Annotated in this window: 14 protein-coding genes and 1 tRNA gene; 4 read left to right on the plus strand and 11 right to left on the minus strand. The window is 40.6% G+C overall.

Annotated features, from left to right (window positions below):
• Positions 1-56 precede the first annotated feature (56 nt).
• The 3 genes from rpmF to Q7J41_RS05325 all read right to left on the minus strand — a co-directional run bounded on the left by rpmF (position 57) and on the right by Q7J41_RS05325 (position 1989).
• Positions 57-236: a 50S ribosomal protein L32 gene (gene rpmF, locus Q7J41_RS05315; RefSeq protein ID WP_084504954.1), complete on the minus strand. Its 180-nt coding sequence runs from the start codon at positions 234-236 to the stop codon at positions 57-59.
• Positions 237-269: 33 nt separating this feature from the next.
• The gene (locus tag Q7J41_RS05320; RefSeq protein WP_304885945.1) at positions 270-728 is read right to left on the minus strand and encodes a DUF177 domain-containing protein; all 459 of its coding nucleotides are present in this window, start codon (positions 726-728) and stop codon (positions 270-272) included.
• A gap of 70 nt (positions 729-798) precedes the next feature.
• Complete coding sequence (locus Q7J41_RS05325) at positions 799-1989, minus strand: acetate/propionate family kinase (protein WP_304885947.1); 1191 nt, start codon at positions 1987-1989, stop codon at positions 799-801.
• A 148-nt stretch (positions 1990-2137) separates the two neighbouring features.
• Here Q7J41_RS05325 and Q7J41_RS05330 point away from each other — a divergent pair, with 148 nt between their 5' ends.
• The 3 genes from Q7J41_RS05330 (at position 2138) to Q7J41_RS05340 (ending at position 7825) form a co-directional block, all read left to right on the plus strand.
• Positions 2138-3421: a nucleotidyltransferase gene (locus tag Q7J41_RS05330; protein ID WP_304885949.1), complete on the plus strand. Its 1284-nt coding sequence runs from the start codon at positions 2138-2140 to the stop codon at positions 3419-3421.
• Between the two features lie 75 nt (positions 3422-3496).
• On the plus strand, positions 3497-5053 hold the full coding sequence (locus Q7J41_RS05335; RefSeq protein ID WP_304885951.1) for a carboxylesterase/lipase family protein: 1557 nt from the start codon (positions 3497-3499) through the stop codon (positions 5051-5053).
• Positions 5054-5254: 201 nt separating this feature from the next.
• A complete protein-coding gene (locus tag Q7J41_RS05340; protein WP_304885953.1) occupies positions 5255-7825 on the plus strand; it encodes a chemotaxis protein CheW in 2571 nt (856 codons plus the stop codon).
• A gap of 113 nt (positions 7826-7938) precedes the next feature.
• Here the strand turns inward: Q7J41_RS05340 and Q7J41_RS05345 are convergent, their stop codons facing one another.
• Positions 7939-8274, minus strand: coding sequence for a Rieske (2Fe-2S) protein (locus Q7J41_RS05345; protein ID WP_304885955.1), 336 nt, complete (start codon positions 8272-8274; stop codon positions 7939-7941).
• A gap of 185 nt (positions 8275-8459) precedes the next feature.
• Here Q7J41_RS05345 and Q7J41_RS05350 point away from each other — a divergent pair, with 185 nt between their 5' ends.
• Entirely contained in the window at positions 8460-8732 is a 273-nt protein-coding gene (locus Q7J41_RS05350; RefSeq protein WP_304885956.1) for a DUF5661 family protein, read from the plus strand.
• A gap of 53 nt (positions 8733-8785) precedes the next feature.
• On the opposite strand, the gene Q7J41_RS05355 is transcribed toward Q7J41_RS05350, so the two are convergent.
• The 7 genes from Q7J41_RS05355 to polA all read right to left on the minus strand — a co-directional run bounded on the left by Q7J41_RS05355 (position 8786) and on the right by polA (position 16406).
• Entirely contained in the window at positions 8786-9754 is a 969-nt protein-coding gene (locus Q7J41_RS05355; RefSeq protein ID WP_304885959.1) for an aromatic ring-hydroxylating dioxygenase subunit alpha, read from the minus strand.
• Positions 9755-9921: 167 nt separating this feature from the next.
• Positions 9922-10572 carry an adenylate kinase gene (locus Q7J41_RS05360; RefSeq protein WP_304885961.1) on the minus strand — a complete coding sequence of 217 codons (651 nt, stop codon included), beginning with the start codon at positions 10570-10572 and terminating at the stop codon, positions 9922-9924.
• A gap of 26 nt (positions 10573-10598) precedes the next feature.
• The gene (locus Q7J41_RS05365) at positions 10599-11669 is read right to left on the minus strand and encodes an HD-GYP domain-containing protein (protein ID WP_304885964.1); all 1071 of its coding nucleotides are present in this window, start codon (positions 11667-11669) and stop codon (positions 10599-10601) included.
• Between the two features lie 259 nt (positions 11670-11928).
• Positions 11929-12756, minus strand: coding sequence for a DUF1002 domain-containing protein (locus Q7J41_RS05370; RefSeq protein ID WP_304885965.1), 828 nt, complete (start codon positions 12754-12756; stop codon positions 11929-11931).
• 188 nt (positions 12757-12944) lie between these two features.
• Positions 12945-13030, minus strand: a tRNA-Leu gene (locus Q7J41_RS05375).
• Between the two features lie 115 nt (positions 13031-13145).
• Positions 13146-13751: a dephospho-CoA kinase gene (gene coaE, locus Q7J41_RS05380; protein WP_304885967.1), complete on the minus strand. Its 606-nt coding sequence runs from the start codon at positions 13749-13751 to the stop codon at positions 13146-13148.
• A 12-nt stretch (positions 13752-13763) separates the two neighbouring features.
• On the minus strand, positions 13764-16406 hold the full coding sequence (gene polA / locus Q7J41_RS05385; RefSeq protein WP_304885968.1) for a DNA polymerase I: 2643 nt from the start codon (positions 16404-16406) through the stop codon (positions 13764-13766).
• Between the last annotated feature and the right edge of the window lie 38 nt (positions 16407-16444).

Consider the following 16444-nt stretch of genomic DNA (forward strand, 5'->3'; position numbering starts at 1 on the left):
AATTATCCGGGTTAAAAATAATCCCAGATAGAGAAAAAACAGAGTCTAAACTCTGTTTATTCGTTAAAGCTGATAACGCTAACGTCTTTGTATGTGCCACAAGACTTGCAAACTCGATGAGGCAATTTAATTTCACCACATTTTGGACAAGTACTCATTCCTGGAATATTTAATTTGTAATGTGTTCTTCTTTTGTCTCTTCTGGACTTAGAAGTTTTTCTCTTTGGTACAGCCATCACTCACACCTCCTAATAGTAAAGTCATTTCACTTACAATAAATTTTTCAACGCTTCAAATCGCGGATCATAATCACCAAATTTGTCACATTCACATTGCTCGTGATTTAAATTATTGCCGCATTTTGGACACAAACCCGCACAATCTTCACTGCACAGTACACGGAAAGGTTCATTAATATAAATGCATTCTTCAACGATGGGCAATAAATCAAGTATTGCTTCATCATCTTCAACCGTTACCGTATCCGTATAGTCATAAAGACAATTGATGGGGGTTGGTTCTAGGCAACGCGCACAGGGAAAGATCATGGTCATCTCAAGGGTGAAGGTCACCAGAAAATTACCTTTCGATATTTTCTCAATGGTTCCACGCACTAAGGCGCCATTTTCATCCAGTTCTCCCTCAATATCATTTAAATCCGTATTTTTTACAACAAATTCAAAAGGGATTATTTTTTCCTGCAATAGCTTATTGATTTCAAAATTCATTTTATCACTCCAAACGGGCAATCATCATTATATAGACGATTACCCGTTTTGTCAAGTGAAATACTTTACATTATTTAGCTAAAGCCAGGGTGTCTCTGGCAATCATTAATTCTTCATTGGTTGGAATAACCATTACCGTTGTTTTTGAGTCTTTATCAGAGATAACTGTCGCTTCGCCACGTTTGCTGTTGGTAACGGGATCTAAAGTAATACCTAAGTATTTTAAACCACCACAAATTGCGGCCCGGGAAGTTGTTGAGTTTTCTCCTAAACCGGCAGTGAAAATAATGCCATCAACGCCGTCCATTGCGGCAACATAAGCGCCGATTGTCGTACGAACCCGATAGTGGAAAATATCCAGAGCTAACTGAGCACGTTTATTGCCACTGTTTGCTGCGCCTTCAACATCACGGAAATCAGAGCTGATTCCAGAAACGCCAAGAACACCAGACTTTTTGTTCATCAGGGTATCAACTTCATCGACAGTGTATCCTTTGTTAACCAGGAAAGGAATGATGGCAGGATCAATATCGCCACAACGTGTTCCCATTTCCAATCCGGCCAGCGGCGTTAATCCCATTGATGTATCAACAGATTTTCCATTTTTGATAGCGCAAAGGCTGGCACCATTACCTAAATGACAAGAAATTAATTTTAAATCTTCAAGTTTTTTACCCATTAATTCAGCAGCTGCCTGGCTCACAAATTTATGGGATGTTCCGTGGAAACCGTATTTTCTGATCTTGAATTTTTCATATAATTCATAAGGGAGTGGATACATGTAAGCTTCACCTGGTAAGGTCTGATGGAAAGCGGTATCAAATACTGCAACCATGGGTACATTTGGCAGTAATTCCCGACATGCATTAATTCCAATCAGGTTGGCAGGATTGTGAAGCGGTGCTAATTCTGAGCATGCTTCCAAGCCCTTAATAACCGCATCATCAATAACAACAGAATCAGAGAAAGTTTCAGCACCATGAACAGCTCGATGACCAACAGCAGAAATTTCTTCCAAAGACTTCACTACCCCATGAGCAGGATCAACTAAAGCAGCCATAACCAGATTCAAAGCTTCTTTATGTGTCTTCATAGGTTGTTCCAATTTTACCTTGTCTTGACCTGGAGCTTCGTGAACCAAAACAGATCCTTCAATACCGATTCTTTCAACTAAACCTTTAGCTAAAACTTCTTCAGTGGTCATATCAAGCAACTGATATTTTAGTGAAGAACTACCGCAGTTAATAACAAGTACATTCATTAATAATTACTCTCCTTTAGTTTTTTATTGATTACATTTCATACGTTCTATATAATAACAGTAATAAGCAAAGAATACTATTATTTTTTTGTCATATTTCGATAATAAATGAAAAAATTGCTATTTTTTTAACAAAAGAGAGGCTAATATGAAAATTCTTGGTATTATTGCTGAGTATAATCCGTTTCACATGGGCCACGCCTGGCAAATTGAGTCTTCAAAAAAAACAAGTCAATGCGATGCTGTTATGGTTTTAATGAGCGGCAGCCTCACTCAGCGCGGCGACTTTGCTGTTCTAAACAAATGGGAACGCACCCGACTGGCGCTGTCCGCCGGTGTTGATCTGGTTTGCGAACTGCCGTTTGGCTACGCCTGCCAAAGTGCCGAAGCTTTTGCCCATGGGGGGATTAAGATCTTTAACGCCACTGGGGTGATTGATGTCCTCTCCTTTGGTTCCGAATTCGGGCAAATACGCCCACTAACTAATCTAGCCGAAATACTTGTTCATGAACCAGCTGAATTTAAAAGCTTCCTTAAACAGGAACTATCATCTGGGGTTTCCTTTCCCAGAGCCAGAGAACTGGCGATCCGCTCCTATTTGGGTCATGAGACAGGCCAACTCTTAAAAACACCCAATAACATCCTGGCTCTTGAATATCTGAAAGCCCTTCACAAAACCCAAAGTGATATTGATGCAATGACCGTTAAACGACAAGGCGCAGACTATCACAGTCTGTTGCCATCCAAGTATCTCAGTGCCACTGGGATTCGAACCATTTTAAACGATGCCCTTACTCACCCGGAATCAGCATCTGCTATTTTAGAAGCATTGGATAACAAACTTCCCTATTCAGCCGATGATCTGATTCTGCCATTTAAAAAGAATTACAATCCCAGGGGTGACGACTATTTCCTCAATGCCCTACGCTTGCAAATTCTCTCAAATGATGTAAAACATTTAAAAAATACCCCCTATGTCAGTGAAGGCCTGGAACACAAAATCAGAGATGCGCTAAAAACAGCCACCAATCTGGACGAATGTGTCAATGCGATTATCTCTAAACGGATTCCCCAAACCCGGGTTCGCCGGATCTTATGCAATCGGCTGCTGGAACTGGATAAAGAAACCTTGAACCTTTTTCAAGCAGAATCTTTTGTCCCGTATCTGCGGGTACTGGGTTTTAATGAAACGGGCCAAGCGATCCTGAAGGCGATTAAGGATCAGGGCCAGTTGCCGATTTTAACCAGTCTCAAAAAGAGCCGGTTTTTATTGACTCCCACCCAAAATAAAATGCTCCGCTACGACTGTCGTGCCACTGACCTTCATAATCAATTTTATGAAACGGTCTACTGTTATCATCGCGATTACCGGCAGAGTCCGGTTCAGTATCCAAAACAAGAAATACCAGTATTAGCAAAGTCACCAAAATAAATAATTCAAAATTAACCTGAGCAATTTTATCAGCCTGACAATAATCCAAGTCAATCAAACTCAAAGGAGAACTTCATGCCATTTTTTACTAACGAAAAAACAGACATGCCAAAAAGACCCATTCTACAACCCTTCTGCGGACCCGTTCAGGGGCAATTCCGCCGCAGTGTTTCCAGCTATAAAGGGATTCCCTACGCCATGCCTCCTATCGGCAGCCGCCGGTTTAAAGCACCTGAACCGATGCCACCCTGGGAAGCGATTCGTGATTGTTCAAAACCAGGTGATACTTCTCTGCAGATGGGCGGTATTACCGTTGATTCCCCAGGCACCTATCAAATGGACGGTAAAAGCGAAGACTGTCTGTTTCTGAACGTCTGGACCCCGGCCGTCACTGCCGCAGAACGCTATCCGGTTTATGTGTTTATCCACGGCGGTGCTTTTTCTTCGGGTTCCGGCTCAGAAATGATTTATGATGGTGGGCGGATGGCTCAGGAAGGGGTGGTTGTTGTCACCATCAACTACCGATTGGGGGCTCTGGGGTTTCTGGCGACCCGGGGGTTACTAGCGGAAGCCGGCACCACCGGCAATTACGGTTTGCTGGATCAGATTCAGGCTCTTCATTGGATTCAGGATAACATCGAAAGCTTTGGCGGAGATCCCGATCAAGTCACAATCGGCGGTCAGTCCGCCGGTGCTTATAGTGTTACCGCACTGATGCTATCGCCGCTGGCTAAAGGTCTTTTTCATCAGGCCGTGGTTGAAAGTGGATCAATTTTCTCAATTTCTGCTTTTTCTTCGCTCAATCGGGGCGACTTACAAAAGACCATGGACAACGGGAAGCTCTTATGCGACTTATACGGCATTGATGATTCCCTAAATGGACTGGAACAGCTTAGATCCCTTTCCGGCGATATTTTTGCCGCCCTCTCGATGGTTAAGTCAGATCAATCCACGGTTCCCAATGCCTTTGGTTTCTGGCCGGTTTACGATGGGGTCGTTCTTCCCAGAGACCCCGTCAAGGCTCTTAAAAATGGCGAAATCAACCCAGTCAAAATTCTGGTTGGTTATAACACCGATGAATCATCCTTATTTATTAAAGGACATACCAATCTGGGGATTTATCAGATGCTCTGCTATCATATCTTTGGTCCCGAAAAAGCACCGAAAGCAATGGATCACTTTTTCGTGGATGCTGATCACTCACCCCTGGAGCGAGCCCTGGAGATTTATACCTATTCCGCTTTTCTGATCGGCATGGTCATGATGGCAAAAGCATATGCGCAATTAGGACTAGATGTCTATTTTTATAATTTCGATTTTGATCCGACAATCCTGAAAATAGTTGGACTGAATACAGCTCATGGCATGGAACTGCCCTTTGTCTTTGGCAACGGCATCGGACAGCGTCGAGCCACCAAGATCAGCAATTTGTCCTGGATTATGCAGCAGTCATGGGTTAACTTCATAAAATATGGCAATCCAAATTTCAAAGAAGAATATAAGGGGCAGATCGTCTGGCCAAAATTTGATCCCGAGAATAAATACATCATGGTTTTTGACGCTCGACTGGCCAGTAAAAACCTTCCCAACCAGGATGATCTGGAATTCCTGGAAAGGCTGATGTTTGATTAAATCTTGTCCCAGATTTCGCTAACTTATCCGGCCTTCAAAAAACTGTTAAAATGCTTTTCTGAACTGCTTTTCTTTGTATATTAACTTGCAAAAAATTAAAAATAATGATACATTTAGCTAACCATGAAATCATATCAAAGATGCTTAACTTGGGATGACCTTGCCGCTAAGCATCTTTTTCATGAAGTGAGGAGATTGAAAATGATAATATATAAACAAAAAGATTTTTTAACCTATATGCCGGATGTCCAGGAATGCAACAAAAGCATTTCTGATCTCAATGATCAATGGGATAATATTAAACTGCTTTCCGAAATCAATTGCCCCATCCAATCAAAAAGTGTTCTCCCCAATATGACCAAAATTCAAAATGGCTTCATTGATCTACAGGAAGAACTGATTGATACCCTGGTTGCTGAAAAACTGAAAAAGATGGAGCAGAAAATCATTTCGAAAACCCAGGTAGCCATTGATATCCTGATTCGAAACCTATTTGAACGAACTGCTGATATTGGTTTTCTGGCCACCGATGACGACATTCGTCGCTTTGTCGAAAATCAGGATCGCACTGACAGTGACCGTAGCTTAATTTTAAAACGGATGCGTGACTATGTTTCCAAATATTCTGTTTACGAAGATATCATTGTACTCGATAATAATTACCGGGTGCTGGCAAATCTAGATGATAAAAATGATATCCTGGGAAAACAGATTAAAGGGCCGAATCTGATCAAAACGATGGATGGCGAGCAGAGCTTTGTGGAATATTTTAAAAACTCAAAACTCCAGTATGGAGAAAAGAATTCGCATGTGTTTTCTAGCCGTATCTGCCGAGAAGGCACTTCCCAGTCCATAGGTCTGATTTGTTTGTGTTTTCGCTTTGAAAATGAAATGGCACAGATCTTTGAAAAACTGACCAATGATTATGATGGCTCTGTTATGACCATCATTGATGATACCAATACGGTGATCGCCAGTAGTGATGAAAATCACGTCCCCACCGGCATCATCGTTGAACCCGTTGAATCTGGTGTTAACGGCGTTGTCTACTATCGGGGATCCGATTATATTTCGAAAACCATCGCAACCCAGGGCTATCAAAAATATTATGGTCTGGGTTGGAAGGGTCATGTGATGATTCCTCTCCATCTGGCTTTCCGGGACAATCGAAATCTTAAAAGCATCGACTCATCCGTCACCACCGGTCTGATGCACCAGGCTGATTCATTTTCTACCGAACTAAATGAAATAATCAATAAGACCCAAACCATTAATGGTTCACTAAAACGAATTGTCTACAACGGTCAGATTATTGCCAGAGATGACAGTATCGATGCCGAATATTCGCGATTAAAGCCGATTTTAAGAGCGATTGGACGGATTGGCACCAACACCAGCAGTCTTTTCCAGAGCTCCGTTTCCAACCTGTTTTCGACGGTTGTATCAACTAGCCTTGTCGACACCAGCTTTTTAGCCTCTCTTTGTGTTGACATTATGGATCGAAATCTTTACGAGCGAGCCAACGATTGCCGTTGGTGGGCATTGGATTCGACGATTCGCCGCATTCTTGCCAAAGATGTAATAACCACTGCCGACAAAAAACAATTGACCGATATTCTCATTTACATTAATGATCTTTATACAGTTTACCGCAGCTTATTTGTTTTTGATAAGACCGGAACCATTATCGCTGTATCTAACCCCAATCGCACAGAAGACATTGGCAAAACCCTCACCGCTCCATATATCGGTGAAATTCTAGCAAATGCCAAACAGGAAAAGTATTTTGTCTCCCCCTTTGAACAAACTGAATTGTATGATCATCGTCATACTTATATTTATGGTGCATCAATTACTGACTTTAATAACTATAACCGCACCGTTGGCGGTATTGGCATTGTCTTTGACAGCGAGGACCAGTTCAAAACCATCCTGGAAGAATCACTTCATTCAGATAACAACACCTTTGCAGTATTTGCTGACCGTAAAAAAATGATTCTCTCGTCAACCAATGATACCTATAAAGTTGGTGAAATTCTAGATTTACCGGACGAGCTATTCACCGTAGCTAATGGCAAAACCCAATCCGAAATTTTAGTTTATGAAAATAGCTATTACTCAATTGGCTGTGCCTGTTCATCCTGTTATCGAGAATATAAAAATTCTGACGGCTATCAAAATGATGTCATTGCCTTTGTTTTCGAAAAAATGGCGGATTATACAGAAATTACCATCAATAAATCCAATGACAAAGAAATCGAACAGTCTGATTTCGCCTTCTCAATGACGAATGAACATAAAAAACTGGCCACCTTTGTCATCAATGGCCAGGTCTATGGATTGGAACAATCTTACGTTGTTGAAGCTTTAGAAGCCAGCAAGACCATTTCCGTCCCCGGAACCAACGCCGTCATCCGTGGTGCTGTGGAGTTTAATGATCATTATTATGCTGTTGTTGATGCCCTCGCTTTATTCGACAAAGATGAGCCCAGCTTGAACGCCTCTCATCTGCTATTGCTGCAGTTGTGCGATGATGAAATGATCGCCATTCAAGTCGAAAAACTGGTAAGTGTTCTCGAAATTAATCTAAATGATATTCAACCAGTAGAAATTTCCTCGGCAATTACCGGTATTATTTGCCTAACCGATGGTTCTGACCGGACAATATTAGAAATGGATCCTCAGATTATTCTTGAAAAGCTGGTTGAAAACCAGGTCGATGAAGATTTGGAAGCGGCTCTGCCGCTGCTGGAAACGATGGAAATTAATTAACACATGTATCTCATAAAATGAACCCCATTATATAAAAAAATCCCGGCTGTAAAAATAACTTTTTACAGTCGGGATTTTTATTTGTTCATTTTTGAGTTTACTCCGCTAAAAGTTTACTCTGCGCTGATATCAATCAGAATCGCACCATCTTCGACCTTTACCGGATAACTGCGATCGTCTTCCATTTTGAACTCCAAAAATAAAATCTTCGGTTTTCCCACTCCTTTACCTGTTTTGGCATCATATTTTGCGCCATGTCTGGGACAGGTAATAATTCCATCCTGGAAGGTGCCTTTATACAAAGATCCGCCCATATGAGGGCATTTATTCGATATGGCATAGTAAGCCCCATCCACTTTTGTTAATAAAATCTTTTTCTCATCCAATTCGATCAGTTTTTTTTCAATTTTCTCAAACTCTTGTATTTGCGCAACTTTTTTAAATCCCATTGTTTCCTCCATCTATCATTCAAACTATATGTAATAGCTACCCAATTATCACCATACAAAACAATAGATCTGATGATTCTTAAGGATTGACAAACTTATGATAACTGCATATAATGAGTTAACTACTATTAGAATTCAACAAAAGAAATCGTCATGTTTCAAAATTTTAAAGAAGAGGTGATTTTATGTCAGGTAAAAAAGTATTTTCAACTGAACAGGCAAAGGAAACGGGTAGAATGCTCGGGGTCAGCTGGAAAAAATTCGATATTGAACAATTCCGAATGGGGATGGATGTCGAGCTGGAACACGGAACCTGTGACTCCCATACGAATGTAACTGGTGATGATGCGTTCCTAACTGGAAAAATTGCACTTGCTCATTTAAATGAATTTCCTGATTACTATACGCGTCTTGAAAAAATGGAAAAGGAAGCTGAAGCTTTTTGGGAAGGTAAATAACTATTTAGCGAATGAATATAAAAGAACCTCTAAACTTAGAGGTTCTTTTATATTCATTCGCCTTTTAATTGTGCTCTTTTTTTACGGAATTCAATAATTGGCGCATCCCCCTGAATAAGATTTTCGTCCATTATCAATTCTGTTTTCTTGGGAATTTGCGTTAATACAACGTGCCGATCCTGATGAAGAATATAGCGATTACTTACATTACTAAGCCGATTCACAATTTGTTTTAGGACCGGTAGTTTCATGAACTTTTGATAAAACCGCAAGTAGATCTTAGTATTTTCTTCGTCAATCGGGGCAAAAATAGCCATTATTCGCACATCCGCACTTATTTTATTTTGCCACATATTCGGCATTTGGAATTCAAGACTGAAAAATTCTTTGTAATTTTCAATTTCCTGAGGTTTTAACGGAATTGAAATACCGTCATCAATCACATTATTCACGAAAAAAGTCATCCGGTTTTTCTCCCATTTGACCACTGGACCATTAACCATGGTTTTATTCCCGCGTCCTATGGAATTGCCGTGAACAAATGGCAAATGAACCACATCCAGCTGATTTTCAATTGCGCGAGTATAGTGCACCGGCCAAACTTCCGAAAGGCTGCCATAGGAAAACCCCTCCCTTAGATATTCAAAAAATGGGATTTCCGGAAGAACTTCCTGGAAAACCCCATACCAAAGCCAGATAAACTCATATTGTTCTTTTACAACATAAGCATTCACCTGATAATGATCAGGAACTGGTGCATTTTTTCCATTGGCCGGTATCTTAACAACTTTACCAGTTCCGTCATAGGCAAAACCGTGAAATGGACATCTGATTGTATCGTTTACTAAGGTTCCTGCACTTAAAGATGCTCCCCGATGACAACATCGGTCAAAAATACAGTTGATGTTGCCCTTATCATCTCTCCAAAGAACGAGTTTTTCGCCCATTCGTGTTACACCAATGGGTTTATTTTTGTTTATCTCTTTACTCTCAAGAATTCCGTACCACTGATTTTTTATCATAACTAATACCTCATTCAAGTGCCAGTTTTATTCAATCCAAATATATTTCACTCTACAATCCACATTAACCATTGAGAATAGCATTTAATCAATTTTAAGAATCTAAAATTCCATTTTTGTGTTGTTCATTATTCATGAAATTCATCAACTATTTTCCAATCCACGATTTACGTTGTGGTCTCTAAAATCTCATTAATCTGCGAAAATATTTCATGAATCCCGCCATCGCCTTTGATTTTATGAAGAATTCCTTGTTTCTCATAGAATTTCAGGATCGGTGCTGTTGTTTGATTATAAATAGCCAAGCGATCTAAAATGATTTCTTCCTGATCATCGGCCCGATGAATTAAAGTGGTTCCGCAAACATCACATTTTCCTGGGACCTTTGCGGGATTGTATTTTATATGATAGCTTTCTCCGCATTTTGGGCAGACCCGTCTTCCTAGAATACGGTCAAGGATTATTTCTTTGGGAACATCGATCAGAAAAACAAAATTGATCTGCTGATTCTTTTTATTCATGATCAGATCAAGGGCCTGGGCTTGCTTTTCATCCCGCGGAAATCCATCCAGCAAAAAACCCAGATTGCAGTCATCTTTTTTTAATCGCTCCTCCACCAGTGCGATGGTAAGGCGGTCGGGAACCAGTTGGCCTTTCCCGGTATAGTCACTTATTTCTTTGCCTTCTGGTGTTCCTTCTTTAATTTTTCTGCGGAAGATCTCCCCCGTAGAAATATGTGGAATATCAAAATGTTCACATATCAGTTTTGCTTGAGTCCCTTTTCCCCCTCCGGGTGTTCCTAATAAAATAATTCTCAAAAAACTACCTCCACTATTTGATTATCCTACTTTTTAAAATCTACAACGGTAATATTGAGAGCTTGACGATCTGCCAGGCAGATGTCAAAGGGTTTTATTTCATAATCACCATTTTTATAAACCCGAATGTTCGGACGCATACAAAAGCTTTCAAAATTGTCGATGACGACGCCTGACAAACCATTACTTAACTTAACCGACGTGCCGACCGGATATGGCGCTATTTTTCGGACAAACACCTTAACCAGATCTGGGTCAAACAGGTTTTCAGTACCGCCCATAATGTACTCGATTGCTTCTGATGGAAGTAGTCCTTTTCGGTAAGGCCGGTCTGATGTCAACGCATCATAGACATCGGCGATGGATATAATTCTGCCATACAACGAAATCTTCTCGCCTTTAGCATTATTGGGGTACCCCCCACCTGAAAATTTTTCGTGATGATCCAGAATTCCGGCCTGGGCACCCACGCTTCCCACATATTCACTTGCCAGATATTCAAAGCCTAAATATGAGTGCTTTTTCATTTCCATAAATTCATTATTGGTCAATGGACCAGGCTTGTGCAGAATGTCTTTCGGTACAAAGACTTTTCCAATATCATGAAGTAATGCCCCAAACCCCAGATTACATAAATCTGTTTTATCAAGACCCAGAGCCGTACCAAGGCCAATCGATAAAACCGCGACATTCACCGAATGAAAATAAGTATAGTCGTCAAAAACTTTTAGATCGACCATATTAAGCATCATTTCTTTATTTTTCAGGATCACATCGACAATGGTCTCAACCTGATCTTCCATCTCAGTGAATTGCTCTTTTTGAACCGGCAGATTATTCTCCTTACAAATAAATATTTCTTTTATTCCACTGACGGTCTTTGCTCTCAAACTACTATTAATTGTATTCACGATGGGGATATTTTTTATTTGATCCTCTTCAACATAGAGCCCATTACAGCGGAACTTACGAATTTTTTTTATTAATTCGACATCTAAAACTGTTTGCCTTGCAAGCACCAGTTCGCCTTGATCCCCATAAAAATCTGAAGCAATAATCATTCCTTCTCGCAAGCAAAATATTGGTACAAATCTCATGATAGTCCTTCCCTGGAGCCTTTATAAACCCATTATTTGTTGAATGAGTTTATGTTGCTTTTGTCATTATAATAATATTGTTTTAGCTAAAATAAAGTTTATTTCTTTAGCTACGATGATATCTTTTTACCTAATTTTTGTCAATAACATTTTGCAAACGTTTATTGGCTTGCATAACAAAAAAACAAACGCAATCACAATCGAATTGATTGTAATGACGTTTGTTTACTTAGGCGTTTATTATTTTGTTCTTTGATCCTTATTTCAAACTACTGAAAAAGTTTCCTATTTCGGCAAAAAAAGTTTGTACCTGTTGGAAAAAACCCTGGGTACCCTGACCCGCTTCCATCAACTTAATAAATGTATCAGGATCCATATTCAACTCATTAAATTTATTTACCAGGGTTAAGATCTCTTCGATTTGCTGATCATCCAAAACGGTGTCATATTTTTTCGCAGTCGCAACAATCAGTTCCCGGATTTCATCTTCACTCATCGTTTTAGTTTGGGCAATTTCGCCCTTCAGACTATTGATAATATTAACTGCATCATCGCCAATAGCATCCTGGAGTTCGCCAACGACCACCACTTCTTCAACTGCGGTTGTTTTTGCCGCTTCATCCAAACTGGTATCAGTTGCGGCCTCATAGGCTTTGTAAATACCTGTTAACGCACCGGTCCCTGATACTGGCGTATAGGCCGCCACAATCACTTTGGCATTTTTAATACCAGCCGTTCCTAATGCTGATTGATACATCTTGTCGGTTACCCAATCAATATTATGGGATTCCAGATCGATCCCTCCCGACGATTTTTCTTGAACATAAACACTGGATAGCGCCAAAGTTCCAATCTTATCAAGAGATACCACCCCATCCAAATATTCCCGTTCATCCTCATTGGTTACCACGGTTTCTTCAACATCGCCTCTTTTAATATTGAAATAACCGTATACCGTTTTGAGTTGGGCTTCGGTATTATCGGCACCAATGGCGACACAGGCACTTTTTGAATCCGCCAGTACGGGACTGACCATTGCTATCGATAAAACAATCGCTAAAATTCCTGATACTATTTTCTTTTTCATTCTTCACCTCGTATAATTACTGTCATTTTATAAGTCACTTTGTGTACAGCGAAATTATCATAACAATTAATCCTATTTTTTAACTTAATTTTCTAAATACACAGAGATTGGTGCTCGTTTCCGCAGATATCGGCGTTTATAAAAAGAAAAGCCGACTGCTGACGCAATCGACTTTTTATTCTAAATATTGGTGCGAGAAAAGGGATTTGAACCCTCACTGCATTGCTGCAACAGATCCCTCAAACCTGCGTGTCTGCCGTTCCACCATCCTCGCATAAGTAACAGGCGTTTTGACCCTGTTTTCTTATTATAAAGGAATGAAGAAAAAATATCAACTATTTTTTTGGGTTTTTAAAAATTTATTTACTGATCGCTTGTGTTGCTGACGTTTATTTCACCAATAGCTTTCGTCTGGTAAAATAGACATTTGTTGTGATCAGCAAATCATCAAGACTACCGTTATTCTCAATAATTGTATCAGCCAGACCGATTTTATCCTCATCTGACATTTGCATATCGATTCGTTTAATGGCCTGCGCTCTGGTCAATTTATCTCTTTCCATTAGCCGACCAATGCGAATCTCTTTATCTGCTACCACCAGAATCGTCTCATCGACAGTATTTTGCAGATTTGTTTCAAAAAGCAGGGGACAATCATAAAAAACTGTTGGTATCCCAGACCGTCGGAAAAAATCAATTTGCTGATCGTACAGTTTTTTTATTTCGGGATGAACAATCGCATTGAGTTTTTTTCTGGCCTGTTCATCATTAGCGATAAGCTCCCCCACCAGGCTGCGGTTTAATTCCCCGTTCTCATTGATAACTTCCGACCCAAAGACTGCGGTTATTTTTATTAAACCGGGGCTCCCCGGCGCCACTGCCTGCCTGGCTAATTGATCGGCATCGATAACAATGTAATTGAAACGTTTCTTTAAAATATCTGTGACGGTCGATTTGCCTGATGCAATCCCACCGGTTACTCCTATTATTCTCATAACCTGCTCCTGCTATTTCACATCATACCAGGACATCCCGGTGTTCACATCTACGGTCAGCGGTACACAAAGCTTAGCTGCCCCTTCCATTTCTTCTTTAATCAGTCGTTCCACCTGGCTTTTTTCATTCTGGGGGGTGTCGATGATTAACTCATCATGGACTTGTAAGATCAGTTCGGCTTCCAGATTCTCCGCATTTAAGCGGTTATAGACCTTGATCATGGCAAGCTTGATAATGTCCGCTGCACTGCCCTGAATGGGCGTATTTAGGGCCATTCTTTCGCCCGCCTGAACCAACATCGCATTTCGCGAGTTCATTTCCGGAATATATCGTCTTCTTCCCCAGATGGTAGTGACATAGCCTTCTTCTTTGGCCTGTTGTTTGATATTTTCCATATAGGCCTGAACCTTGGGATAGCGCGAAAAGTAGCGATTAATATAATCCTGGGCTTCATTTCTGGAGATCCCCAGATCTTTGCCCAGACTAAAGGCCTGTTTGCCATAGATTAGTCCAAAATTGATGGCTTTGGCCTGGCCGCGTTGGGTTCTGGTGACCGCATCCAGAGGGACGCCAAAAATTTCAGAGGCGGTGCGGGTGTGAATATCCTGTTCTTTTCTAAATGCGTCAATGAGATTCTCATCACCGGAAAGATGGGCTAAAACCCGAAGCTCGATCTGAGAATAATCGGCATCAACTAGAATCCGATCGCTCGCTGATGGCACAAATACCCGCCTGATCGCTCGTCCCATTTCTGTTTTTACGGGAATATTCTGCAAATTAGGATTGGAACTGCTAAGCCGTCCGGTTGCCGCCACGGTCTGATTAAAGGTCGAATAAATCTTGTGCGTTTTTGGCTCAACAAAGGCCATCAGACCGCGACCATAGGTAGAATCCAATTTGGACAGCATCCGATATTCGATAATTTTTTCAATAATTGGATGAAAATGGATGAGTTGTTCCAATACCTCAATATTGGTGGAATAACCAGTTTTAGTCTTTTTTACCACCGGCAGTTTTAATTGTTCAAACAGAACTTCGCCCAATTGTTTGGGCGAATTAATGTTAAAGGCTTCTGTTTCGGCCAGTTCGTAGATGTCACTGGTAAGACTGGTAAGCTTGGTTTCAAATTCACTGGAAAGAACTTCCAGTTGGCTTAAGTCAATTTTAAACCCCAGTTCCTCCATCGATACCATCACTTCCAGCAAAGGCATCTCAATCGTTTTAAACAAGGTCATCATGTCAGTTGCATGGAGTTCTTTTTCCAGAACGGTTTTTAAGTCTTTGATGGTTTCACAGTTTTTGATCATATAATCAGCCAACAACTGTTCATCGAGGCCTTCAGCCGGTACCATTTTTTTACCTTTACCGAACATTTCCTCGTCATCCAGAATGGTTCGATTGAGATATTGATAGGCGGCTGATTTTAAATCATAGCGCTGATCGCCGGGACTCAAAAGGTAGGTGGCAATGTAGGTGTCAAAGGCTTCATTGACTTCATTGATGTCATTCTTATGAAAAATATGGATCAGATTCTTTAAATCCTGACTGGTGATGGCCAATGCGCTGATATTTGGCAGATTTTTAAGTTTTTCAAAAAAATTCAAGCCGTCAACGGCTTCATGGTTAAGATAATAATAACAGTCTGCGATTTCCAGCGCCAAATAAATCTGAGGCGCTTCTTCATGAAAATAGATGATCACTTCTTTGGTATTTCCCAAATCGTTGAACAAGCTATCCATGTCAGCGGCTGTTTTAATCCAGTGAAACGCCACTGATTTTTCAATGGTTTCCACTGCTTCAGCGGCGTCTATTTTTGACAGTAGGGTATTGAATTCCAATTCTTTGAGTAAGGCAATACTCTCCGGATTAAAAATATTGTGGAAGGTCAGTTCTTCATAGTCACCATCCCAGGGAACATCCAATTTTATCGTTCCCAGCATTCGGCTCATGAAGGCGTCATCTTTTCCCGCTATTATTTTTTCTTTTTGTTTGCCTTTCTGCTCGTCGATATGTTCATATATCTTTTCCAGGTTTCCGTACTGCTGAACCAGCTTAATTGCCGTCTTCTCACCGATTCCCACTATTCCGGGAATATTGTCAGACTTATCTCCCATCAGGGCTTTTAAATCAATCAGATCTTTGGGAGTCAGTCCATACTGATTCTGAACCCAGGCTTCATCCACCTCTTCCAATTGGGAGATGCCCTTTTTTGTATACAAGACCTTAATCCGCGGCCCAACTAACTGAAAGGCATCCCGGTCACCAGTAATGATTTCTGTTTCGATCCCTTTTTCAGATCCGATCGTTGCCAAGGTTCCAATGATATCATCGGCTTCAAAACCTTCTAGCTCAACAATAGCAATATTCATCTTTCTGAGCAGCTTTTTTAAAATAGAAAACTGTTCCGCCAGCAGTTCTGGCATATTTTGACGTCCACCCTTATAGTCGTCATAGGCCAAATGCCTGAAGGTTGGCCCTTTTAAGTCAAAAGCGACCCCTAAGTAATCAGGTTGGTACTCCTCTTGAATTTTAACTAATATGTTAACAAAACCATAAATGGCATTTGTCGGTACACCCTTTGAATTTGACATTTCCCGGATGGCATAAAAGGTCCGGTAAAAAAGACTGTTCCCGTCGATTAAGATACTTTTCATTTGATCTCTCTTTCTCTTTCTGCTCAATTTAACAAACA

The sequence above is a fragment of the Acetobacterium sp. genome, from assembly GCF_030652775.1.
Taxonomy (GTDB): Bacteria; Bacillota; Clostridia; order Eubacteriales; family Eubacteriaceae; genus Acetobacterium.